The organism is Chryseobacterium sp. ON_d1 (assembly GCF_006829085.1).
Lineage (GTDB): Bacteria > Bacteroidota > Bacteroidia > Flavobacteriales > Weeksellaceae > Chryseobacterium.
Genome location: NZ_BJTC01000006.1, coordinates 142,173 through 164,777, shown reverse-complemented (window position 1 = coordinate 164,777; position 22,605 = coordinate 142,173). Strand labels below are relative to the sequence as shown.

The 22,605-nt window shown below is 36.6% G+C and carries 20 protein-coding genes; 10 read left to right on the top strand and 10 right to left on the bottom strand.

What is annotated here, in order from left to right:
- Positions 1 to 25: 25 nt before the first annotated feature.
- Positions 26 to 427: a hypothetical protein gene (locus CRS_RS11185; RefSeq protein WP_142724147.1), complete on the top strand. Its 402-nt coding sequence runs from the start codon at positions 26 to 28 to the stop codon at positions 425 to 427.
- A 1-nt stretch (position 428) separates the two neighbouring features.
- Complete coding sequence (locus tag CRS_RS11180; protein WP_142724146.1) at positions 429 to 1,295, top strand: AadS family aminoglycoside 6-adenylyltransferase; 867 nt, start codon at positions 429 to 431, stop codon at positions 1,293 to 1,295.
- A 2-nt stretch (positions 1,296 to 1,297) separates the two neighbouring features.
- Here CRS_RS11180 and CRS_RS11175 read toward each other — a convergent pair whose 3' ends face one another.
- On the bottom strand, positions 1,298 to 2,878 hold the full coding sequence (locus tag CRS_RS11175; RefSeq protein WP_142724145.1) for a GMC family oxidoreductase N-terminal domain-containing protein: 1,581 nt from the start codon (positions 2,876 to 2,878) through the stop codon (positions 1,298 to 1,300).
- 129 nt (positions 2,879 to 3,007) lie between these two features.
- On the opposite strand from CRS_RS11175, the gene CRS_RS11170 reads away from it, so the two are divergent.
- The 4 genes from CRS_RS11170 (at position 3,008) to CRS_RS11155 (ending at position 7,748) form a co-directional block, all read left to right on the top strand.
- Positions 3,008 to 3,625, top strand: coding sequence for a DUF1684 domain-containing protein (locus tag CRS_RS11170; RefSeq protein ID WP_142724144.1), 618 nt, complete (start codon positions 3,008 to 3,010; stop codon positions 3,623 to 3,625).
- Positions 3,626 to 3,630: 5 nt separating this feature from the next.
- Complete coding sequence (locus tag CRS_RS11165) at positions 3,631 to 4,104, top strand: N-acetyltransferase (protein WP_142724143.1); 474 nt, start codon at positions 3,631 to 3,633, stop codon at positions 4,102 to 4,104.
- A gap of 73 nt (positions 4,105 to 4,177) precedes the next feature.
- Positions 4,178 to 4,987 (top strand): glucose 1-dehydrogenase, encoded by an 810-nt coding sequence (locus tag CRS_RS11160; protein WP_142724142.1) that lies wholly within the window; start codon positions 4,178 to 4,180, stop codon positions 4,985 to 4,987.
- A gap of 91 nt (positions 4,988 to 5,078) precedes the next feature.
- Positions 5,079 to 7,748 (top strand): glucosidase, encoded by a 2,670-nt coding sequence (locus CRS_RS11155; protein WP_142724141.1) that lies wholly within the window; start codon positions 5,079 to 5,081, stop codon positions 7,746 to 7,748.
- A gap of 28 nt (positions 7,749 to 7,776) precedes the next feature.
- Here CRS_RS11155 and recO read toward each other — a convergent pair whose 3' ends face one another.
- The 4 genes from recO to CRS_RS11135 are packed head-to-tail and all read right to left on the bottom strand — an operon-like array spanning position 7,777 to position 12,428.
- The gene (recO, locus tag CRS_RS11150) at positions 7,777 to 8,463 is read right to left on the bottom strand and encodes a DNA repair protein RecO (RefSeq protein WP_142724140.1); all 687 of its coding nucleotides are present in this window, start codon (positions 8,461 to 8,463) and stop codon (positions 7,777 to 7,779) included.
- The gene (locus CRS_RS11145) at positions 8,463 to 10,718 is read right to left on the bottom strand and encodes a T9SS type A sorting domain-containing protein (protein ID WP_142724139.1); all 2,256 of its coding nucleotides are present in this window, start codon (positions 10,716 to 10,718) and stop codon (positions 8,463 to 8,465) included. The genes recO and CRS_RS11145 overlap by 1 nt, the downstream gene beginning before the upstream one ends.
- A 1-nt stretch (position 10,719) precedes the next feature.
- Entirely contained in the window at positions 10,720 to 11,670 is a 951-nt protein-coding gene (locus CRS_RS11140) for a bifunctional UDP-sugar hydrolase/5'-nucleotidase (protein ID WP_142724138.1), read from the bottom strand.
- The gene (locus tag CRS_RS11135) at positions 11,670 to 12,428 is read right to left on the bottom strand and encodes a 5'-nucleotidase C-terminal domain-containing protein (RefSeq protein ID WP_142724137.1); all 759 of its coding nucleotides are present in this window, start codon (positions 12,426 to 12,428) and stop codon (positions 11,670 to 11,672) included. The genes CRS_RS11140 and CRS_RS11135 overlap by 1 nt, the downstream gene beginning before the upstream one ends.
- Before the next feature lie 107 nt (positions 12,429 to 12,535).
- Here CRS_RS11135 and dapA point away from each other — a divergent pair, with 107 nt between their 5' ends.
- The 4 genes from dapA to CRS_RS11115 all read left to right on the top strand — a co-directional run bounded on the left by dapA (position 12,536) and on the right by CRS_RS11115 (position 15,355).
- Positions 12,536 to 13,408 carry a 4-hydroxy-tetrahydrodipicolinate synthase gene (gene dapA / locus CRS_RS11130; RefSeq protein ID WP_142724136.1) on the top strand — a complete coding sequence of 291 codons (873 nt, stop codon included), beginning with the start codon at positions 12,536 to 12,538 and terminating at the stop codon, positions 13,406 to 13,408.
- Positions 13,409 to 13,532: 124 nt separating this feature from the next.
- Positions 13,533 to 14,036 carry a GNAT family N-acetyltransferase gene (locus CRS_RS11125; protein WP_142724135.1) on the top strand — a complete coding sequence of 168 codons (504 nt, stop codon included), beginning with the start codon at positions 13,533 to 13,535 and terminating at the stop codon, positions 14,034 to 14,036.
- Positions 14,037 to 14,334: 298 nt separating this feature from the next.
- Positions 14,335 to 14,916, top strand: coding sequence for an AraC family transcriptional regulator (locus tag CRS_RS11120; protein WP_142724134.1), 582 nt, complete (start codon positions 14,335 to 14,337; stop codon positions 14,914 to 14,916).
- Complete coding sequence (locus tag CRS_RS11115) at positions 14,909 to 15,355, top strand: response regulator (RefSeq protein WP_142724133.1); 447 nt, start codon at positions 14,909 to 14,911, stop codon at positions 15,353 to 15,355. Before CRS_RS11120 ends, CRS_RS11115 begins: the two co-directional genes overlap by 8 nt.
- A gap of 612 nt (positions 15,356 to 15,967) precedes the next feature.
- Here the strand turns inward: CRS_RS11115 and recG are convergent.
- The 5 genes from recG to CRS_RS11090 form a co-directional block, all read right to left on the bottom strand.
- Positions 15,968 to 18,055 carry an ATP-dependent DNA helicase RecG gene (gene recG, locus CRS_RS11110; RefSeq protein WP_142724132.1) on the bottom strand — a complete coding sequence of 696 codons (2,088 nt, stop codon included), beginning with the start codon at positions 18,053 to 18,055 and terminating at the stop codon, positions 15,968 to 15,970.
- A 152-nt stretch (positions 18,056 to 18,207) separates the two neighbouring features.
- On the bottom strand, positions 18,208 to 18,741 hold the full coding sequence (locus CRS_RS11105) for a thioredoxin fold domain-containing protein (RefSeq protein WP_142724131.1): 534 nt from the start codon (positions 18,739 to 18,741) through the stop codon (positions 18,208 to 18,210).
- Positions 18,742 to 18,782: 41 nt separating this feature from the next.
- Positions 18,783 to 20,294: a peptide MFS transporter gene (locus CRS_RS11100; protein ID WP_142724130.1), complete on the bottom strand. Its 1,512-nt coding sequence runs from the start codon at positions 20,292 to 20,294 to the stop codon at positions 18,783 to 18,785.
- 84 nt (positions 20,295 to 20,378) lie between these two features.
- The gene (locus CRS_RS11095; protein ID WP_142724292.1) at positions 20,379 to 20,774 is read right to left on the bottom strand and encodes a DUF1016 N-terminal domain-containing protein; all 396 of its coding nucleotides are present in this window, start codon (positions 20,772 to 20,774) and stop codon (positions 20,379 to 20,381) included.
- Between the two features lie 61 nt (positions 20,775 to 20,835).
- On the bottom strand, positions 20,836 to 22,590 hold the full coding sequence (locus CRS_RS11090; protein WP_142724129.1) for a peptide MFS transporter: 1,755 nt from the start codon (positions 22,588 to 22,590) through the stop codon (positions 20,836 to 20,838).
- Between the last annotated feature and the right edge of the window lie 15 nt (positions 22,591 to 22,605).

Here is a 22,605-nt window from a genome sequence, read left to right as displayed (position 1 = left end):
TGCTCATTATTCATACTTATAAAAGGTGGAAGAAGTAATTGTAAAACCAGTCATTGCAAAGGAAATCCTGGAATCTCTTCAGGCGAAAACAGAAGAGGAGAGGCAGGTTATTGTACACTGTTGTTTCCCGGCATCTCCGTTTTTGGGCAACCTGATCAGGATCTGGCACTCGACCTATCTTTTTGATAATCAGTCTGAGCATAGAAGCAAACTGATCCACGCGGAAAATATTTCAATTTCCCCATACTGGACACCGGTTCCTTTTATGAAAGATTTTTGGTTCACCTTAATATTTTCCGGACTTCCAAAAGATTGCAAAAGTTTTGATCTGAAGGAAGTTATTCCTGAAGAAGGAGGCTTTTTTGTAGAATCAATCAAAAGAAATTCTTCTGACGTTTATCGCGTAAAAATTTCAGAATCCTATTAATATGAAAGCAAGGGAAGAAAAGCTGGAACAGATTATTCAGTGGGCTGAAAGCAATCCTGACATCCGTGCTGTTCTCCTGACCAGCTCATTGGTAAATCCTTACGCTCCCGTAGATGATTTCAGTGATCTTGATGTAGAACTTGTTTTTGAAAACAGAATACCTTATGAATCAGATAATGAATGGATTAGTCTTTTTGGAGATCCTATTTCTATGATTGAAGAAGAGGATCATGTTTTTGATGGAAGACATGCCATGAAAATGGTTTTGTATAAAGACCATGTAAAAGTTGATTTTAAGCTCTATCAGGTAACAGAATTTACTGAAGATGCCAATGAAGAAGAGCTTTCTGAAGATTGGGATGTAGGATATAAAGTTTTGATAGATAAAGACGGTCTGACTAAAAATATGAAACCTCCGACGTACCAGTCAATCATGATACAGAAACCAACTGAGGAAAAATTTCAGCAGCTGCTGAATGACTTCTGGTGGGATACTACTTATGTAGCAAAATGTCTGAAACGCGGAGATATTTTTTATGCCAAATTTATGTCCGAAAATGTTCTGCGGACAGATTATCTTGTTCCTTTGACAGAATGGTATATTGGCGGAAACCATGACTGGAAAGATATAACAACCAATAAACATGGAAGACTTTTCAAAAAATATTTATCCCCAGAACTATGGAATAGTGTAGAAGCTACTTTTTCAGGAAATCATATTGAAGACAACTGGACAGCATTGTTTGCCTTTGCTGATCTGGTACATCAACTGGGAATTTCTTTGGCAGAGAAACTTGATTTTACCTATCCTGTAAAGCTGGAAGCTGATACCAGAAATTATCTTACTGAAATAAGATCTATATCTTAACTTCAGGCAAACTCATTTTGTCTGATGAGGTTTTCGATACAGTATTCTGCAATAGCAGTAATAGTGACAAAAGGATTGACACCAATTGTTCCCGGGATTAATGATCCGTCCAGAACATATAAGTTTTCATGATTCTTAAGCTTTCCATATTCATTGGTAGCTTCCCCAAGAACGCATCCTCCAAGAGGATGATAACAGATATCCGCCCCAAAACCATTGTTGAAAAGTAAGTGACTTCTGGTGCCTCCATTCGCTTTATTCATCTTACGGACAAAATATTGGGCATTTTCTTTCATTTTGATGGTATTGCTCTCATCCCAATTCAGTGTAAGAGACCGGCTGGCCTTATTGTAAGAAACATCTCCTTTTTTATCAACTCTATTGATCAGCAGATACAAAGCTGTTGCTACATCCATTCCCATAGGTAAAGGAGCTATTTCCGTGAAAAAGGGATGTTCGGGATCATCCCAGTTGTCAATTCCTCCCACAGGAATGGTGGATTGCTTGGCTCCTGTACCGCCTGATAAAGGTTTTACCCAGTTTCTTCCTGTCATGAAATTTCCATTGTTTCCCCAGTTTTTGCCAACCTTTTCATGAATGGGAAAACCATTTTCGGCATTGGATTGCAACAGAATCTGTAATGTTCCCATAGTTCCTGCGGAAAGAATCAGCTTTTTACAGTTGAAAACCTTATCTGCAGTCAAAATTCCCGCAGTATCAGTCTGCTGAACATTTATGGTATAGCTTTTATCATCATTAAGCTGTATTGTTTGAACATGATGAAGGTCAAGAATTTCCAGATTTCCGCTTTGAAGAGCTTTTCTCAGATAGGTTTTGTCTAAACTGTTTTTCCCATGATTATTTCCATAGATCACTTCCGTATTAAGAGCAGAACGGGGAACCTCATTTCTGAATTCCTTTTCCATATATTTAAAATCATACACGTTCGGAACTCTCATTGTTTTAAAACCAGCTTTGTGGGCCTCTTCTTCACCTACCCGCGTGAATTGATAATAAGGACAGTCTTTCAGAAACTGTTCATCAATGACATTTACTTTCAACTCATTTCTTACCAGAGGAAAGTAGTGGCTGTAAAATTTTTCTGCATCAAGCTCTGGAAAAACCTCTCTGAAATAACTTTCTTTGGGGGTAACCGCCATTCCTCCGTTCACCAGAGAACCACCGCCAACACCTCTCCCTACCCAGATATCGATATGATCAAAATCCAGACGGTCCAGCGTTCCTGTAAAAGGAGTCAAAGAAAAAATATTCATAAAAGGAGCAATGCTTTTCTTTTTCAGCCATGCAGCGCTTTTTCCCGGTTTCAATAAGTTGGAAAACGGAATTCCTGCCTTTTCCCAATTAAGCCCCATTTCAAGCATCACAACTTTTTTCCCTGCTTCACAAAGGCGTAAGGCAGACACAGCTCCTCCATAGCCACTCCCAATGATCACGATCGGAACATCAATGTTTTCTTTTACCAGATTATTTTTTCTTCCGGTTGCACGTAATAATCCGGATTGGAGAAAGTAAAAGCCGGATATGGCTAAGGTGCTGGTCTTAATGAATTTTTTTCTGTCCATAAGCTTTGTTTTTCAAAAAGTATGCTAGATCTCCAGGCCCTTATTGTATTTAAAACAGATTATATTTTTTATTACAATTTTAACTTTTGTTGTCATGAAAATTCATAGCTTTACTTATAATTTTTACTCATGAAAAAATATATAGTACTCTTTTTACTTCTTCCGTTATGGGCTTTTTCTCAGAAAATGGTTTCAAAGGAAGAGAAAGAGGTACAGAAATTTCAGAAAGAGCTGAATGCTGAGTATCTCAATCCAAAAGAGACACCTTTAAGAGGAGATAATTTTAAAAATTTTAAAGGCCATCCGTTCTTTCCTTTTGATGCCAAATACAGAGTAACTGCAAAATTTGTTAAATCAAAAGATACAAAGCCTTTTGAACTTCCTACCTCTTCGGGAAAAACAAAAACCTATCAGGAATATGGTAAAGCAACATTTACGCTGGATGATAAACCGTACACCGTAACACTATACCAAAGTCTGGCTTTGATCAAACAGGATAAATACAAAGACTATCTTTTTCTTCCTTTCCGTGATGCAACCAATGAGAAAGAAACCTATGGAGGCGGAAAATATATGGATCTAAAAATCCCGAAAGGAAATACCATTATATTGGATTTTAACCAGTCTTATCATCCTTTCTGTGCCTATAATGCTTATGATTACAATTGTCCTGTTGTTCCCGAGGAAAATAAACTTCCCGTGGAAATCCGTGCAGGAGTAATGTATGAAGATATCTACCATCACTAATATTTATGATACATTTAGAGTTTTTTAAACCAGAAGATCTTTCCGGGGTCTGCTATGCATTGGATGAAAACCAGATGAAGTTCACTGCAACTGCTCAGCAGGCTTTACAGAGTATCAGCGAACGGGATGATAATGATGCATTTCCGGTAACTATATTTGAAAATAATGAGCCGGCCGGTTTTTTTGTTATTGATTTCGGGAAAGATAAATTTGATCTTACAGATAATGAAAACTCGGCATTACTACGTTCCTTATCTGTGAACCCGCAAATGCAGGGAAAAGGAATTGGAAAGGCAGCAATGCTGAAAGTAGATGATTTTATAAGAGACCGTTTCAATACCTGCGATGAAATTGTACTTGCCGTAAATCAGAAAAATGATTCCGCTTATCATATTTATCTACAGGCAGGATATGTTTATGATGGTAAAACAAGAATCGGAAGAAGCGGACCTCAGTACCTGATGCATAAAAAACTTTAATAAAATTTTAAAATCTTTATTTTTTATCTGCTGATATCTTTCCATAACTTTGAGTAACATCAAATTATAAAACATGGAAATATCACTTCAAAATCAGGTAGCTGTAGTTACAGGAGCATCCAGCGGAATTGGTTCAGGAATCGCAAAGTCATTGGCTGCTGCAGGTGCGGCAGTCATTGTCAATCATTCATCAGAAAGATCTTTGGAAGAAGCTCAAGCGGTATTGAAAGAAATAACTGATGCAGGCGGAAAAGGAATGACTTACCAGTGTGATGTTTCCAAAGAAGATCAGGTGGTCAGAATGTTTCAGGATGTAGTTTCAGAATATCATACGGTAGATATCCTGATCAATAATGCAGGGATTCAAAAGGATGCAAAGTTTACCGAAATGACGATGGATCAGTGGAATGCTGTCATTGGGGTAAATCTGACGGGACAGTTCTTGTGTGCAAGAGAAGCTATTAAAGAGTTTCTTCGACGGGGAATAGATCCTTCACGTTCTGTTGCCTGCGGAAAGATCATCCATATCAGCTCTGTACATGAAATTATCCCATGGGCCGGACATGCTAATTATGCCTCCAGTAAAGGAGCTATCCGAATGCTGATGCAAACTTTAGCTCAGGAATATGGCGCAGACAAAATCCGGGTCAACTCTATCTGTCCGGGAGCAATACAGACTCCTATTAATAAAAACGCCTGGGATACCCCTGAAGCCCTTAATTCTCTTCTTACTCTCATTCCTTATAACAGGATAGGACAGCCTCAGGATATAGGAAACTTAGCCGCGTTCCTTGCCAGCGATCTCGCGGATTATATTACCGGAACCAGTATTTTCATTGATGGCGGTATGACTACATTTGAAAGTTTTTCTACAGGAGGGTAATGCAGTTTAAAGTTTTGAGATTATTCGTAGAACTTGAAACAAAATTAAATATTACTCATTACTCATTATTTATTACTCATAATTATTGCTTATGTCAGAAAAACAGAGAATTTCAGATATCTCATGGAAAAAATGGGGACCTTATGTAAGTAACCGTGAATGGGGACTTGTCCGTGAAGATTATAGTGAAAACGGAGATGCCTGGAATTATACCAATCATGATACAGCAGAAGCCAAAACATACCGTTGGGGAGAGGAAGGAATATGTGGGATCTGCGATGATCTTCAGAAACTTGTATTTTCTGCCGGATTCTGGAATAAAAAAGACAAAATGGTAAAAGAACGGTTCTTCGGGCTTACCAATGGTCAGGGGAATCACGGTGAAGATGTTAAGGAGTATTTTTATTACCTGGATTCTACCCCTACTCATTCCTATATGAAGATGCTGTATAAGTATCCTCAGAATACTTTTCCTTATGAAGATCTGATCAAAGTAAATGCAGGAAGAGGAAAAGACGAACCGGAATATGAGCTGATTGATACAGGAATTTTTGATAACAATGAATATTTTGACATCTTTATTGAGTATGCAAAAGAAAGTCAGAATGATATCCTGGCCAGGATAACAGTTGTTAATAAATCTGAAAAAGAAGCTTCCCTTGTTATATTACCAACGGTCTGGTTCCGGAATACCTGGAAGTGGGGCTATGATGACTACAGACCTCATCTGCAAGCCGAAGATGCAGACCGTATTCAAGTGAATCACCGGGATATTGAGATTAAGAACGTGTATGCAAAGCAGTCTTTAAAGACTTTGTTTTGTGACAATGAAACCAATAACGAAAGACTCTATCAGTCTTCCAATGATTCGGAATATTGTAAGGATGGAATCAATAATTTTGTGATGACGGGAAATTCCCAGTCAGTGAATACACAGAATATAGGAACTAAAGCATCTTTTTTTATTGATGAAGATTTTAAATCCGGAGAATCCAAAACTTTTGAATTCAGATTTTCAGACAAAGATCTACGTGAACCGTTCAGTGATTTTGATATAATTTTTGAGCAAAGGCAAAAAGAGGCAGATGACTTCTATGCAGAAATCCAGAAGGGGATTTCTTCCGAAGATGAAAGATTAATACAAAGGCAGGCATTTGCAGGGATGTTGTGGAACAAAATGTATTACCATTACAATGTTGAAAAATGGCTCAAAGGGGATCCGGGAGAAATGCGCCCTCCAAAATCCAGAGAAAAAATAAGAAATTACGACTGGAAACATCTTAACAATGAACATATTATTTCCATGCCTGATAAATGGGAATATCCCTGGTATGCCACCTGGGATCTTGCCTTTCATACGATCAGTTTTTCTCTGGTAGATCCTGATTTTGCCAAGCATCAGCTGAAGCTTTTCCTGTTTGAATGGTATATGCATCCCAACGGACAGCTTCCTGCCTACGAGTGGGATTTCAGTGATGTGAATCCTCCTGTACATGCATGGGCTGTTTTCAGGGTATTTAAGATTGATGAGTATTTAAAGAACAAACCAGATCTTGAATTTCTGGAAAGTGCCTTCCAGAAATTGCTGATGAATTTTACATGGTGGGTTAACAAAAAGGATAGTAATGGTAATAATATCTTCGAGGGGGGATTTTTAGGACTTGATAATATAGGGGTTTTTGACAGAAACGCTGTTCTGCCCAATGGTGAACAGCTTGAACAGTCAGATGGGACGAGCTGGATGGCAATGTTTGCTCTGAATATGATGCGGATTGCACTTGAACTGGCACTCTATAATACTGTATACGAGGAAATGGCAATGAAGTTTTTCGAACATTTCCTGGCCATTGCCCACTCATTAGATAATATGGGAGATGAAAATTTCAGTTTGTGGGATGAGGAAGATGAATTTTTTTATGACGCTATTACTTCTGGTGACGGAACCCATATGTACCTGAGACTGCGTACAATTGTAGGACTGATCCCCATGTTTGCCGTTGAGGTCATAGATGATGAAATGATTGAGAATCTTCCCAATTTTAAGAAAAGAATGAAGTGGGTACTGGAAAATAAACCCGAACTGGCTTCTCTCGTTTCAAGATGGGAGGTTAAGGGCCAGGATTCCAAACACCTTTTATCCCTGCTTCGAGGGCACCGTTTAAAAAGGCTTTTACACAGAATGCTGAATCCGGATGAATTTTTAAGCGATTATGGAGTAAGAGCTTTATCAAAAGAATATGAAGATCATCCTTACACTTTAACTTTGAATGGGACGGATTATAATGTAAAATATACTCCTGCAGAAAGTGACAGTGGATTGTTTGGTGGAAACAGCAACTGGCGTGGGCCGGTATGGTTTCCTATTAATTTCCTTATTATTGATAGTCTTCAGCGTTTTTTCTTCTATTACAGCCCTGATTTTTTAGTGGAATATCCCACTGGAAGTGGAAATTATTCGAACCTGGATCAGATTGCTGACTCTTTGAATCAAAGACTTACCAAAATCTTTTTAAAAGATGAAAACGGAAAACGACCGGTTCATGGTCAATATGAGAGATTTCAGACCGATCCGGATTTTAAAGACTATATCCTGTTCTATGAATATTTTCATGGAGATAACGGTCGTGGAGTAGGAGCTTCCCATCAGACAGGCTGGACAGGGCTCATTGCCAAAATCCTGCAGCCCCGGTTTTCAAAAAAAGAAATGGCAGAATCTGAAACCCAAATGCCGGATGATCTTGATAAAACAAAGGGAAAGTAAAAGACAATTCTTTTATGGCTAATTGAATTTATTCAAAAATCTGCTGTATAATTTCCAGAGAAGCCGGTGTTTTGAAATCGGTAATATGATAATGATAATATATTAAAATACTGTCAAGAAAATCCTTTCTAAGAGAAGAACGGACTTTTGTTGCATAAAAATCATCGGCATAAAGAGCTTCCTTCCATAATGTGGAGATTTCCTCATTGAACAGCTGGTGGCTTATTTGTAGAGAAAATGTGCCGGTTTCAGGGTCTAAAAAAGATCCTTCACCCATTAACGGAGCAACTCCCTGAATTTTTAAAACATCAAGTAAGAAAAGCAGATGGGCCTGATAATTTTTATGGGTCAGCTGATTGATAAAGGTATCTATACAGGAATAGATTGCCATATTCTTGTTTTCATATTTAAGAACATGGCTTAAAAAATCAGAAATAAAAAAGATGATAGTGTTTATCTTTACGTCTGTGTAGATATCATTATTTTTTACCAGTTCAAATCGGGAAACAGACGATATGCTGTTGCCTCTGGACGGATGTACAGAAAAGCTAAGCTGATTCAATGGCTGCAAGAGGGCTTTTTTCTTATTTTTCTTGGAATAAATTCCTTTTAAAAAATAGCTCTGAAAACCTTCTTCTTCTGTAAAACAATGCAATACTGCATCATTTTCTCCGTATTTTATAAATGAGAGTAAAAAACCGTTCTGTAAATTCATTAATTGACTACTCCTATTTTGGCTGTAGCTTTATCAGAGCCATCTTCATTCGTCATAAGTACAAAATAAATTCCTGATGCTACTCTTATTCCTTTCTGATTATTAAGATCCCATTCGTAATAACCTCCTCTGGCTACTGCCGAATGCACTACATTTCCAGCAGCATCTACGATCCTTATATTGGTTTTTTCTGCAAGCCCTTTGATCGTAACTTTTCCTTTAAAATTTGAATAAACTACTGGGTTAGGGTACACTACCACATCTCCAAAGTTGGATGTCACATCTGCAACATCACCCTGATATGTCACAATACCATTGTAAGTTACAAAATATACCTTGCCGGTTTTGTTATCAATCTTTATATCAGTAACAGTATTTGTAGGAAGAGGTGAATTTTCCTTGGTAAAATGCTTTATTGTTTTCTGTCCATCGGAAGAAAGGTAGTATACACCACCCCCATCCACAGAGACCCACTTTTGATCTCCTCCGTCTACAGCAATCTGAAGAATTGCTGATTCTCTGAAAAGTTCTTCCCCCAGACCGTTTTGCTCTATGACGATAGGCTCCATTGCAGGGTGAGAATTTTTGATTTCAGATGAAGCATTGGGCATTACTCTTAAACCACTATTGGTGCCTATCCATGCGTCTCCGGACTTGTCAAATGCTACAGATAAAGCTCCATTTGAACTTCCCGGAAGTCCGTTTGTTTCTGCAAGAATATAATCTGTGTCATCGGAAAGATTGGCTGCATTTTTATAGTCATATACCCAAAAGTTATTAGATCTTGGAAGGGGAGTCCATAGCATATTTTCATGGAAAACAGTTTTCTGGATCCCGTCACTGGCGAGCACTATTTTCTTGATAATAAAATCATCAGCGGCTTTATCATAGATTCCCATGGAAGGGTTACCATCATTAAATCCAAAAGAGACAAAGAAATTGCTCTGGGAATCCCCTGCAAAACCTACAGGACGTCTGTAGTAGGGCTGTGCACCAAGGTTATAGTATTTTACCAATTCAAAGTCTTTGCTTGTCGCATTATATTTCATTCTGTAGACCCCATTATCAAACATGGTATAGTTGGCAAAAAATACCTCATTATTGGTGAATGGACTTATTGTAGCATCTAATACGTTGATTTGCTTCGGGTTATTAATGAAAAACGAAGGGTAGATCCATTCTGTACCATTGAAATAATAGAAGCCAGGTTTCTTAGGGTTAATGGCAGGTTCATTATAGTTATTTGCTCTTGCTCCGGTAGAAACAAGCATCTGATTATTGTCAAACAGATTAATGTTATAAGCTATATTGAAATAAGGACCTGAAGGCTTATAGGTGTTATTGTTTTCATCTTTTATCCCGGATAATACCGTTCCTCCTAAAATTTTACCGCCAGCGGTAGTAGCTGTATTGCATTCTTCCCCAAGGCTTATTGAATTTTGTGAAACTCCGTTCAGACCGTAAGTATACACTCTGTTGTCAGTCACTACAATACTGTTGGAAGTAACAACAACGTCCCGGATATTTCCAAAGCTGGTAGGTAACTGTGTCGGAGTGCCATTATTATAAATATATGCCGCTGTAGCATTTGAGAAAACAAGTTCAGATTCTGAGTCAATATGTTTGAAAGCTCCGGGAACTTCTGTAGTCCAGGTAGAATATACCGGGAAGGTAGTGTTCATTTGATGGCTTTTTAATCCGGTATTGGTTACAGAATATACTTTATTCCCCAATATGGTTGCTTCATTGCTTGCTTCATATATTCCTCCATTCAGAAAGAACGCAGAATCTCCGAACTCTTTATTGTTCAGATTAAATAAAGAAAGGCCATAGCCTACAGAAACGACAGCCTGATCTCCGGTTATGGAAATATGATTAACTTTTTTATCTCCGTTGTAGCCCGTTGCAATAGGGATATCAACAATATATTTGATTTCCTGCGGAGTGATAACGTCCATAGATCCGTCTTGATAACCTATAAGCCCGATTTTGGTTTGGGGATTATAATCAAAAGCTGTAATTCCGATGTTGTGAAGACCATTTGCTTTGGACAGTTTCGTAATTTCTCCTGTTGCCATTGTATAATAGAATATTCCGTTTTCTGTGGCTGCAATGATTTTTCCATTGTCTTCTTTCATAGCCAAGACATTATTGTAGGAAAACAGATCTGCCCATTTTTTTGATGAAATGACCTGTGCTTTTGTCAACTGCAGAGATGCTAAAATACCAAGAGAAATTAGAGAGAGTTTTTTCATATTATGCGATTATGCTGCTGTCTATTGCCTGATTGTTCCAGGAAATATGCTGTACGTTTTTGTTGATATCAAAATAAAAATCTATTCTACCCAAAAGAAGTCCTGCCCATCCAACCTGGTTCACAAGTACATTTTTGCCCTGTCTGTTAGTAAAAGATTGAGGTTCCGGTAAGAATGTATGAGTATGGCCTCCCAGAATAATATCAATATTTTCTGTATTGGCTGCTAAAATTTTATCACTTATTTTATTCGGTTCTTCTTTATAATCGTAACCGATGTGTGAAAGACAAATCACAAGATCACATTTCTGATCTTTTTTCAGGAAGTCTGAATAATGTTGTGCTACATCAATTGGATTGGAATAAATAGTTTCTCCATACTGTTTTTTGCCTACAAGACCATCCAGCTGAATGCCAACCCCGAAAATTCCTACTTTGATTCCATTCTTGCTGAAGATCTGATATGGAGAAGTTTTCCCGTCAAGAACCGTATTTTTAAAATCATAATTGGAACAGATAAAAGGAAATTTCGCATTAGGAAGTACCTTTAAAAATCCGTCGAGACCATTATCAAAATCATGATTTCCCATTGTAGAGGCATCATATTTCATCATGGACATTAATTTGAATTCCAGCTCTCCTCCAAAGAAATTGAAATAAGGAGTTCCCTGAAAAATATCTCCGGAATCAAGAAGAAGCACATTGTTTTCCTGGCTTCTGATTTGCTGGATTAAGCTTGCCCTTCTTGCAAAACCTCCCTGATTGGGGTTTTTTGTATAGCCTGAGTCAAAAGGTTCAATTCTGCTGTGCTGGTCATTGGTATGAAGAATGGTCAGTTTATTTGCGGATTTTACATTGAGCATTTTTAAATCTTCCGCCATCATCATATTGGGAGCTAAAGCCATTGCTAAAGATCCGCCTCCTATTGCTTTTAAAAAACTTTTTCTATCCATTATTTCTTCCCGATAAAATTTAAACGAACATCCGAATTGGGTACAACTTCAGGAGATTTTTTAAAGTAATCAATAAATAGATCTCTCATTTTAATTCCGGTTGAAATTGATTCTCCTTTGGCAAAAAATTTCATATTGTCTCCCCCCAGTGCAAGGTAGTCTGAAGTGACAATATAATAATCTTTAGCCGGATCTACTGTTTTTCCGTCGACTAAAGATTTGATGATCTGTCCGTTCTTTGTTTCAATGTATAAATGAGAAACAGGATTGTTGACCTGCGTTTTTGCATAATACTCAAAGAGTTCCTGTAGATCTGTTCCTTTCATTTTTACAATGACCACTTCGTTTTCGAAAGGCATTACTTCAAATACATTTTTAAGCAAAATATCTCCCTTTCCGATTGTAGTACGGATTCCTCCGATATTGATCAGTGCAGCATCTACATTTTGCTTACGATGAGTTTTCATCCATTCATTACCTCCTTCAAATGTATAGTCAGCTAAAAGATTTCCCAGGTTGCTATTGTCACCCTGCTTGGTAAGATCTACATTGGTATGAGAGATCTTCTGATTCATTTCTTTATCCAGTTTCTGTTTATAAGGCTCAATAAATTTTACAACTTCCTCATCATTCTTTAGCTCATTATTAATAGAAATATTTTTCTGGGTCTTTACATTCACAAGCTGAGGCGCAGAAGCCGTTTTGCATGCAGTAATGGACACCAGGGCAATTCCTAATAATAAGAATTTATTTTTCATAATATCTTTTAGTATATGCAAATATAACTATATGTATAATAAAACATTATTATTTATTATAAATTCTTACCGTAAATGATTAAATTTGGCAAAAATAATTCTAACAGATGAGCATTTTAAAAGGAGTAGGTGTTGCATTGGTAACGCCCTTTAATGAAGATTTATCCGTTGACTTCGACAGTTTAACAAAACTTGTTGAATACAATATCGAAAACGGAACCAATTATTTGGTGGTATTGGGAACTACGGCAGAAGCCGCAACGCTTTCTGCAGAGGAGAAGAAACAGGTAATTGAGCATATCATTAAGGTGAATAATAAACGTCTTCCTTTGGTTTTAGGAATTGGCGGCAACAATACTCTTGAAGTCAAGAAACAGATTGAAGAAGCAGATCTTTCTGCATTTGAAGCAGTACTTTCAGTATCTCCATATTACAATAAACCTAATCAGGAAGGGCTTTATCAACACTATAAAGCTTTGGCTTCCACAGGGAAAAATATTATTATTTATAATGTTCCTTCAAGAACGGGGCAGAATATAGAATCAGATACAACCCTTCGTCTTGCAAAAGAATTTCCTAATTTGTTTTTAATCAAAGAAGCTGCCCCAAACATTTTGCAGTATTTTGATATTCTGAGAAAAAAGCCTGAAGGGTTTTCTTTAGTTTCCGGAGACGATGAATATACATTACCGGTAACTTTAGCAGGAGGAGACGGGGTGATTTCTGTAATCGGACAGGCCTATCCTAAGGAATTCTCTACAATGGTACAGCTGGCTTTCGATGGAAAAGTAAAAGAAGCTTACGATATTCACAACAAGCTGGTAGACATTACCCGTTTGATTTTTGCAGAAGGAAATCCTTGCGGTATTAAAGTAATACTGGCTGAAAAAGGAATCATTAAAAACCATCTGAGACTTCCTTTGGTAAAAGCATCAGAAGGGCTTCACGCAAAGATTAAAGCTGAAATGGCAAACATTTAATAAGAGCAGGCAAAATGAATTTGGGTCGTGTATTAAAATTCACCAGCCATTATTGAACAATATAAATAAAGAGTGAAAAGTTTAGGCTTTTCACTTTTTTTAATCATCATTATATTAACAGATCATGAAATTAAGACAGGCAACAGCAGCAGATATTCCATTAATTCAGGATCTTGCGCAAAGATCATGGGAAAATGCTTATGCAGACATTCTTTCGAAGGAACAAATGGAATTTATGCTCTTTGAAATGTATTCTGAAGCAGAAATTCTTAATCATCTCCAAAATCCTCATTATCATTATTATCTTATTCAGGATGAAAATAATGATTCCTATGAAGGGTTTATCGGCTATGAGCATCATTATGAAGAAAAAACAACCAAACTTCACCGCATTTATCTGATTCCTGAGAGTAAAGGAAAAGGGTTTGGAAAAGGCGCGCTTCAGTTCCTGAATGAGAGGGTTTTTGAAAACGGAAACAACAGAATTATTTTGAACGTTAATAAATACAATGCTGCCAGAAACTTCTATGAGTCTCAAGGCTACAGAGTATATGACGAAGGTGTTTTTGATATCGGAAACGGATTTGTAATGGATGATTATCTGATGGAATTCCTAATTCACCCATGATTGACTTAAAATTTTGTAACTTTATCCTGTAATTCTATAACAGGTGACTTCTTTTTTTGAGCCATCTTTGTTTCAGAACCAAATCACTTATAACAATACATTCATATGCTTGGTTTTGAGCTGATTCAGCTTTTTATCAGTATATTTTTTTCATCCTTAGTGTTTAAATTCCTGTATTCAATAATACAGGAGTTTTTTCGTCTCTATATCAAAATAAAAAAATATCCTTCTATTTCACTTTTAAATGAAATAAATTATTATATTTACTAAATAAATTGGCTTTATATATACTAATAGGATGAAAATGTATGTCAAATTTGATTTCAATGCCCTTTGTAAGAAGGTATTGGACGAGAAACTAAAAGAACACGGACTGAAGTACAGATTACTGAACTTCGGTGAGGTGGAATTCTATGAACCTCTTACACAGGAACAGCACTCCCTTTTTAAAAAAAATCTTGAAGACTATGGGATCGAGATCATAGAAAGCCAAAAGACCGCTCTTGTACAGAAAATAAAAGATGCTATCGTAGAACTTGTCTTCTCAGAAGAGATCATACCGGTAAAAGCATCGATCTATATTTCTGAGAGACTGAATCATAGCTATGGGTATCTTTCCAATCTGTTTTCAGAACTTGCCTACACCTCCATAGAGAATTTTATTATTATGCAAAAAATAGAACATGCTAAGGAGCTGATCATTAGAAACAAACAAAGTCTTACAGAAATTGCCCATAAGCTGAACTACTCCAGTGTAGCCCATTTGAGTACCCAGTTCAAAAACACAACGGGAATTACTCCGTCCCAGTTTCAAAAGATCATTGGAAAACGGAGGAAGGTACAGAGTACAGCAATAAATCATAAAATGCAGTATGAATAAAGAATTTTTGAATGTAATAGTAGCAGACAACGATGAAAACACCTTGATTTTTTTTAAGAATATTTTGAAAGAGTTGAAAATCTCTATAAAAGTTCAATGTTTCACTAACGGGAAAGACCTGATGAGATACCTGAATAATGATGATGCCGTAGTGCCTGAACTTGTTTTCATTAAATATACAATCCCCGGAAAAGAAAGTATGGAATGCCTTGAAGAAATTGAATCGAACCCAAAATTCAATAATATGGTAACCGTTATTTTTTCAGAAGCGATTCCGGAAAATGAAGTTGAAGATATTTTTGTAAAAGGGGCTAATATTTATATGAAAAAACCAGAGTGTTTTGAGAAACTTAAAAAGGTGCTTACGGATATTATTACTATCAATTGGCAATATCATACTTCAGGATTAAATATAGATAATTTTATTCTGAAAGTATGATGGATAAAGGAATTGTTAATTTAATATTAAGGATTTTAAAATCATATTTAATGTATACTATTCACAAATAAGTGAAAATTTTATAACTAATAATTAAAATAATATAAAAAGGATCTGAATTAATATACTGACATTTGTAAAAGTAATCTCAGACACAAATTTCATTATATAGAAGAAGATACAGATGAATGAAAAGTAATTGTTTCTAAAGAACAAAAAAAAATTATATAAATCACGATGTTAGTTAACAAAATGAATTATAATAATTTTCCAATTTTAAAGCACAGAAGATCTTTAAACAAAACGGTACAATCATGAAAACTCAATAGTAGTTGGAGGTATTTTTATTCGTTTCATTCCCTCATCTCCATCGAAACACAGTTAGTTTTTATAATAAGCAAGTTGGAAAAAAATAATTCATTTTGTTTTTTATAATTTATTTTAATAGTTATGGCTTTATCTCATAACATATTATTATATAAATATTTTCACACCACATCACAAAATATTAAGTGTAAACTATTAAAATAAATTTTTAGAGAAACAAAAAGTAATTTCTTCTAAATAACAGTTTTATAAGGGGGCCGCAGGAAATTTTTTTCTGCGGTTTTTTTATGATATTTTGCTCCACTTATTTTTTCCTCTGTAATATCTGATATAATAATTCTTAATAATCAGATTATCAGGTCTGGAAAGCATAGGATCCGCCTCCAGAATTTTTTCTACCGTATTTTTTGTTGCTTTAATGATGGCTGAATCATTGATAAGATCAAGTCTTTTAAAATCGACCACTCCGCTTTGCTGCGTACCCAGAATATCTCCTGGACCCCGAAGCTGCATATCCACTTCAGAAATTTTAAAGCCATCGTTGGTTTCTGTCATTGTTTTGATACGGGTTCTGCTTTCCTTGGATAACTTATCAGAAGTCATCAGGATACAGTAACTCTGTTCAGCTCCTCTTCCCACGCGGCCTCTCAGCTGGTGAAGCTGTGACAGCCCAAACCTTTCGGAACTTTCAATGACCATTACTGAAGCATTGGGAACATTTACGCCCACTTCAATTACGGTGGTTGCCACCATAATCTCTGCTTTCCCGGAGGCAAAATAGGCCATGGCAGCATCTTTTTCATCCGGTTTCATTTTTCCATGAAGCATGGTTACATTGTATTCTGAGAAATAATCCATGACGTGTTCTAAACCTTCCATCAGGTTTTTATAATCTAACGTTTCAGATTCTTCAATAAGTGGATATACAAAATAAACCTGCCGCCCTTTTTTAATTTCATCTTTACAGAAATTATAGACATACAGTCTGTCTTTTTCACGTCTATGAGCGGTAATAATGGGTTTTCTTCCCACTGGCATTTCATCAATTACGGAAACATCCAGATCAGAATAAAAACTCATTGCCAGAGTCCTTGGAATGGGGGTGGCGGTCATGACCAGAATATGTGGGGGAATTTTATTTTTAGCCCAAAGCTTAGCCCGTTGGGCAACCCCAAATCTATGCTGCTCATCAATAATTGCCAATCCCAGATTTTTAAATTTAACCTTATCTTCTAAAACGGCATGGGTTCCCACTAGAATAGAAAGGATCCCGTTTTCCAGTTCCTCATGGATAATTCTTCTTTCAGCAGCTTTGGTAGAACCTGTCAGAAGACGGATATTGATTCCTGTTTTTTCTAACAATTCTTTGATTCCGTTGTAATGCTGTTGGGCAAGAATTTCTGTTGGAGCCATCAGGCAGCTCTGAAAACCGTTGTCCATCGCAATAAGCATGGTAAGAAGTGCTACCATTGTCTTTCCTGATCCTACATCGCCCTGTAAAAGCCTGTTCATCTGGATTGGCCTTTTCATATCCATACGGATCTCCTTTAATACTCTTTTTTGGGCATTGGTAAGGTCAAAAGGAAGATGATTTTCATAAAAATCATTGAAATGATCACCAATTATTGGAAAAGGATTACCATGTGATTGGGTTTTATGGTGGAGTTTCTTTAAGCCATATCCTAACTGAAAGAAAAATGACTCTTCAAATTTCAGCCGGTAATCAGCCTTATCAAAATGTTCTGCATCCTTCGGAAAGTGAACATTCAGAAAAGCATGCTGCCTTGACATGAACTTAAAAGTTTTCATCAGATAATCCGGAAAATTCTCTTCAATGAGGCTTGGGATCTCTTTGCAGATATTTCTTAAGGCATTCTGAAAAAACCTTTGATTTAACCCTCTTTTGGTGAGTTTTTCAGAACTCGGATATATAGGTTTCAGACGGGTATCTCCCTCTTTTTTTTCTTCAGCTTCTATTTCCGGATGCGGCATGGAAAACTGGCGGTTGAAAACATTGATCTTTCCAAAAATATAAACCTCTTTATTTACAGGCAGCTGTTCTTTCAGCCATTTTGAATACTGAAACCATACAAGATCCATACTGCCTGTTTCATCATTGAACTTTGCAGATAATCTTTTGGTTTTGCCGGTTTGGATTTCCTGTACCTGGGTGATTTTCCCTTTCAGCTGTATTTCCTGATTGCTTTCTTCCTGAAGCTGGGAAATTTTATAAATTTTACTTTTGTCAAGGTAGCGGATAGGGTAGAAATTCAGCATATCTTCTACAGTAGATAAGCCCAACACATTTTTAATGAGTTTGGCTCTTTCCGGACCTATTCCTTTTACATATTCTATGGAAGTTTCTAAAGTCATTTTGCGTTTGAGATCTGGTTCAACATGTCCAGATCAGTATGAAAAAACAAAGGTCCGAATTTCGGTAAAATAAAAAAGACTTCCAAAAAAATTGAAAGTCTGTATGGTGAATTTTTAGAATTGAATCCGGAAATCGGGACTTAAACCCTAAATTAATCTTTAATTTTAGATTTGAACTTTTTCTGGTAATCCTCCCACTGTTCTCTGGTTTTAATCTTTTTGAACAGATCTTTGGAGATCAGTTCCAGATAAGGCTCCAGTTCTTTGGCTGATAATTCTCCCTGAAGAATGGTGATAGGATCTCCCTTTTCATCCAGGAATACTGTACTTGGAACAGCACCTACATTCATATACTGTGTAAATTCATGCAAAGAATTTCTTCCTTTTTTGTGTTCAGCATCAGGGTTGGAAAACGTTCTTCCAAAGATTTCAATACTCTTTTTTTCTTCAGCATTGAATTTTACCGGATAGTAATTCTCATTCAGATTCTGAGCGATTACGGAATGTCCGTAAGTCTTTTTATCCATAATCTTGCAGGGACCACACCAGTCTGCATAAAAATCAATAAGTATTTTTTTTGGATTTTCTTTTTGAGCTTTCAAGGCTTCTTCAATGGTCATCCACTTTACCTGGGCAAAGCTGAAATTTAATAGAAGTAAGAGAACTATGCTTAAAATTTTCTTCATATTGTGATATTTAGGTAAAAATAAGCATAATTACTTATTTTCTATTTTACATCCTGCATTAATTTTTTCACGTACGGAGATATCAAAATTAATACCACTCCGGCAATTACCGCATACAATCCCAATTGTTTATATCCATCAGTATAAGTGATCAAAGCATCATAGTTACTGGAACCTTCTTTTGATGTTGCAAGACTGGCACCGATAATCCCTGCAACATATTGTCCATACGCTGAAGCAAGAAACCACATTCCCATCATCATTCCCTGAAGATTTTTGGTAGAAAGCTTTGTCATAATGGATAATCCGATAGGAGAGAGGCATAATTCCCCCAGAGTAATGATTAATAATGCCAGAGTAAAGAAGTTCAAAGAAGTAATTCCCTGAAGATCTGCAAATAAGCGGGTGGCAAATAAAACATAGTACCCCAGTCCCAGGAAAATAAATCCTAATCCGAATTTAATAATCGTATTGGGTTCAATTTTTCTTTTATTCATCCAGATCCAAAGAAGTCCGATCAATGGAGCAAGGAAGATAATAAAGAAGGCTCCTCCTGAATTATTAACCCCATTGGGGTCTAATCCGAAAAGGTCTTTGTTCAGGTTTTTAGCTGCGAAAATACTTAATGATCCACCGCTTTGCTCATAAATTCCCCAGAATATGATGGAAAAAATAATGAAGACTAAAGCTGCCCAAAGCTTTTTACGTTCAGAAGTGGTGACTTTAGACATTTCATAGAATAAATAGATTAAAGTTAATGGCCCGATCGTCCACATAAAATAATCTGTATATTCTGTCTTCGCTACCATGGTCATAATGACAGGAACAAAAACTAACGATAAAACATATACCCCATACTCTTTCCATTTTGGAATAGGAGCAGTTTTCGTTTCTGCTAAAGGATGCCCTGGCTGTAAACCGATAGTACCCAACGTTCTTTGTGTAAAAACAAAGTTAATTAAGCTTACTACCATTACTATTGAAGCTAACCCGAAAGCAATATGCCATCTCATTTCTTCTGCAATAATATTACTTAGAAATTCTCCTTTACCAATAGCAATACATAAATAACCACCCAGCAATGCTCCAAGATTAATTCCCGCATAGAAAAGAGAAAATCCGGCATCAGCTCTTGAGTCATTAGGTTTATAAAGCTGTCCAACCATAGATGAAATGTTTGGTTTGAAGAAACCTGTACCTACTACGGTGAATGCTATTCCTAAGAAAAAGAATTTGTGGGGATCCGTAGCAAGAATTAAACTTCCTACAATCATCAGAAGGCCTCCCCAGAAAAGGGATTTTCTGAATCCTAAAATTTTATCGGCAAAAAGACCACCTACAAAAGTAAAGGCATACACAAAAGCCTGGGTGGCACCATATTGAAGATTGGCTTCTTTTTCATGGAAATTAAGCTGAGAGATCATAAAAAAGACCAGCATTCCACGCATTCCGTAGAAACAGAAACGTTCCCACATTTCAGAGAAAAACAGGCTCCAGATCTGTCTGGGATATTTTCCTTTGAAATTTTGTATTTCATCTAATGTTAAGCTCATAATGATATATGATTAAGTTCTAATTAGGGTTTTTATCTTTCTGATCCAGTTCAAAACGGATTCTGTCCTGGTCAATAATTTGTTTTAATTCTTCTTCTTTTGGGAGGTACAGCAGGTATTTGCTGGTAAATAAATTGTTTTTATCATTTTGAGTGGGAAAAATCTGTAATGGGACCCGCTCAATTGTTGAGACAATGTGTCAACAATTGGAAATGCTGTGTAAAATTTCCGCATATTAGATAAGTTTGTATAATCAAACCCCTTCCCGAACTCCAAAGTGAGTTTTTCAGAAAGCTTTTTCAGCGTATATTTTCCATATTCTGCCCGTTCTTTTCCTTGTTGTTCATCTTCAACAATAAGTTTTCCAATCTGCCAGTAAGTGAGCAGTAGCGTAGAATTCGCTATCCGAAACACTTTTTCGCGCGACTGTCTAATGATTTCCTTTACGGATTGGAATAAAGAATCTTCGGAAATTTCCATCATACGAAAATAAAAAAAACCTCTGACTTGGCAGAGGCTTTATCATATTTTGTTGATACAATTAGTTTACACCGTGCATCATTTTCTTTAAGATCGGTGAAATTAAACCTAAAATCACAGAAGCAATACCACAAAGTACTACGAATACCATAAAGAATTCAAATAGATTATGGATTTCAAATCCTACAAAAGTAGGGTTGTGTAACGGAAGCTGAGCTTTATCGAAAGCCGCTACCTGATCAGCAGTCAGCGTTACTTTTTTATCTAAAACATCCTGTAGATTAACTCCTAATTCTTCCGCTTTCTTGAACTTGTCACCAGTGGCAGGGATAAGCGCTCCTAGAGAACCCGCTAATGCATAACCAGCAGCGTTAGAAATAAAGAAAACACCATACAGTAATGAAGCAAATCTTTTTGGAGCAAGTTTACCAACCAATGATAAACCAATCGGAGAAAGACAAAGCTCACCACATGTCTGGATGAAATAAAGTAACATTAACCATTTGATTGCCAATAAACCTGAGTTTCCTAGGTCTTTTACATTATGGGCAATAATAAAATAGGAAAGGGCGATCAATGCTAATCCCATCGCTTGTTTGAATGGAGATACAGGCTCTTTTCCTTTAGCTCTTAGTTTATCCCAGATTAAACTGAAAGGAACTGCCAAAATAACAACGAAGATTCCGTTAAAGATCTGAACCATTGAAGGCGGCATATTCCATCCTAAAATGTTTCTGTCGGTTTGGTTATCTGCAATAAACGTTAATGAAGATCCTGCCTGTTCGAATGCAGCCCAGAAGAAAATAATAAAGAATGATACAATATAGATTACCCATATTCTCTGTCTTTCCACCTTATTTTCAGCAGAAGACATAATTAAGAAGGCAAGAGAAATACCGGCTGAATAAATGAATGGATAAATGATTCCTTTGATCAGCTGTCCCATTTCTACGGAATTGAATCCAAACTCACCCACAAGAAGATATCTGAAAAGGAAAAATAAAACAACAAATATTCCTCCTGTGATCCCTAAAGCCTGACCTGAGAACTTAGCTGTTTGGGTTTCTCCTTCTTCGAAATCAGCACTTGTATTGTTTTTTGGTAATCCTCCGATAGGTCTTCCCTCCGGAGTTACTACATATTTGTTTTTAAGGATAAAGAATGTTACCGTTCCGATTACCATCGCGATAGAAGCGGCCAAGAATCCCCATTTGAAAGCGAAGATATCTCTTACTCCTGTTGCTGCATCTTTTACATCTCCTACATATGGGCAGATGAACTGACCAAGGAAAGCCCCGATGTTGATTCCCATATAGAAAATGGTAAAAGCAGAATCCAGTTTAGATTTTTCCTGTTTTGGATAAAGGCTTCCCACCATTGAGGAAATATTCGGTTTGAAGAATCCGTTACCAAAAATGATTACGAATAATGCAAGCCACATGATAAGTTTGGCACTGCCAATATCCGCTGAGAAAGTAGAGGCACTGATGAATAATAAGAACTGACCAATAGCCATTAACGATCCACCAATGATAATAGCGTATCTGTTTCCGATATATTTATCAGCAATAAATCCTCCCAAAAGAGGTGTTAAATAACATAAAGCCAGGAATCCACCATAGATGATCGCTGCATCAGCTTCTTTTATTAATAAGGAATTTACCATGAAGAGCGTCAAAAGTGCTCTCATCCCATAAAAGTTGAAACGCTCCCACATTTCTGTTCCGAAAAGAACCCATAATCCTTTAGGATGTCTGGAATTCTTATTCTCTACAAATTCATCCGGTTTCGGACTCAATGCTTCAATATTATCCATTTCTATTGTTAATTT

Excerpts from the sequence above, each read along its gene's own strand:
- CRS_RS11180 (WP_142724146.1), top strand. The coding sequence starts at position 429 with ATGAAAGCAAGGGAAGAAAAGCTGGAACAGATTATTCAGTGGGCTGAA.
- CRS_RS11175 (WP_142724145.1), bottom strand. The coding sequence starts at position 2,878 with ATGGACAGAAAAAAATTCATTAAGACCAGCACCTTAGCCATATCCGGC.
- CRS_RS11170 (WP_142724144.1), top strand. The coding sequence starts at position 3,008 with ATGAAAAAATATATAGTACTCTTTTTACTTCTTCCGTTATGGGCTTTT.
- CRS_RS11165 (WP_142724143.1), top strand. The coding sequence starts at position 3,631 with ATGATACATTTAGAGTTTTTTAAACCAGAAGATCTTTCCGGGGTCTGC.
- CRS_RS11160 (WP_142724142.1), top strand. The coding sequence starts at position 4,178 with ATGGAAATATCACTTCAAAATCAGGTAGCTGTAGTTACAGGAGCATCC.
- CRS_RS11155 (WP_142724141.1), top strand. The coding sequence starts at position 5,079 with ATGTCAGAAAAACAGAGAATTTCAGATATCTCATGGAAAAAATGGGGA.
- recO (WP_142724140.1), bottom strand. The coding sequence starts at position 8,463 with ATGAATTTACAGAACGGTTTTTTACTCTCATTTATAAAATACGGAGAA.
- CRS_RS11145 (WP_142724139.1), bottom strand. The coding sequence starts at position 10,718 with ATGAAAAAACTCTCTCTAATTTCTCTTGGTATTTTAGCATCTCTGCAG.
- CRS_RS11140 (WP_142724138.1), bottom strand. The coding sequence starts at position 11,670 with ATGGATAGAAAAAGTTTTTTAAAAGCAATAGGAGGCGGATCTTTAGCA.
- CRS_RS11135 (WP_142724137.1), bottom strand. The coding sequence starts at position 12,428 with ATGAAAAATAAATTCTTATTATTAGGAATTGCCCTGGTGTCCATTACT.
- dapA (WP_142724136.1), top strand. The coding sequence starts at position 12,536 with ATGAGCATTTTAAAAGGAGTAGGTGTTGCATTGGTAACGCCCTTTAAT.
- CRS_RS11125 (WP_142724135.1), top strand. The coding sequence starts at position 13,533 with ATGAAATTAAGACAGGCAACAGCAGCAGATATTCCATTAATTCAGGAT.
- CRS_RS11120 (WP_142724134.1), top strand. The coding sequence starts at position 14,335 with ATGAAAATGTATGTCAAATTTGATTTCAATGCCCTTTGTAAGAAGGTA.
- CRS_RS11115 (WP_142724133.1), top strand. The coding sequence starts at position 14,909 with ATGAATAAAGAATTTTTGAATGTAATAGTAGCAGACAACGATGAAAAC.
- recG (WP_142724132.1), bottom strand. The coding sequence starts at position 18,055 with ATGACTTTAGAAACTTCCATAGAATATGTAAAAGGAATAGGTCCGGAA.
- CRS_RS11105 (WP_142724131.1), bottom strand. The coding sequence starts at position 18,741 with ATGAAGAAAATTTTAAGCATAGTTCTCTTACTTCTATTAAATTTCAGC.
- CRS_RS11100 (WP_142724130.1), bottom strand. The coding sequence starts at position 20,294 with ATGAGCTTAACATTAGATGAAATACAAAATTTCAAAGGAAAATATCCC.
- CRS_RS11095 (WP_142724292.1), bottom strand. The coding sequence starts at position 20,774 with ATGGAAATTTCCGAAGATTCTTTATTCCAATCCGTAAAGGAAATCATT.
- CRS_RS11090 (WP_142724129.1), bottom strand. The coding sequence starts at position 22,590 with ATGGATAATATTGAAGCATTGAGTCCGAAACCGGATGAATTTGTAGAG.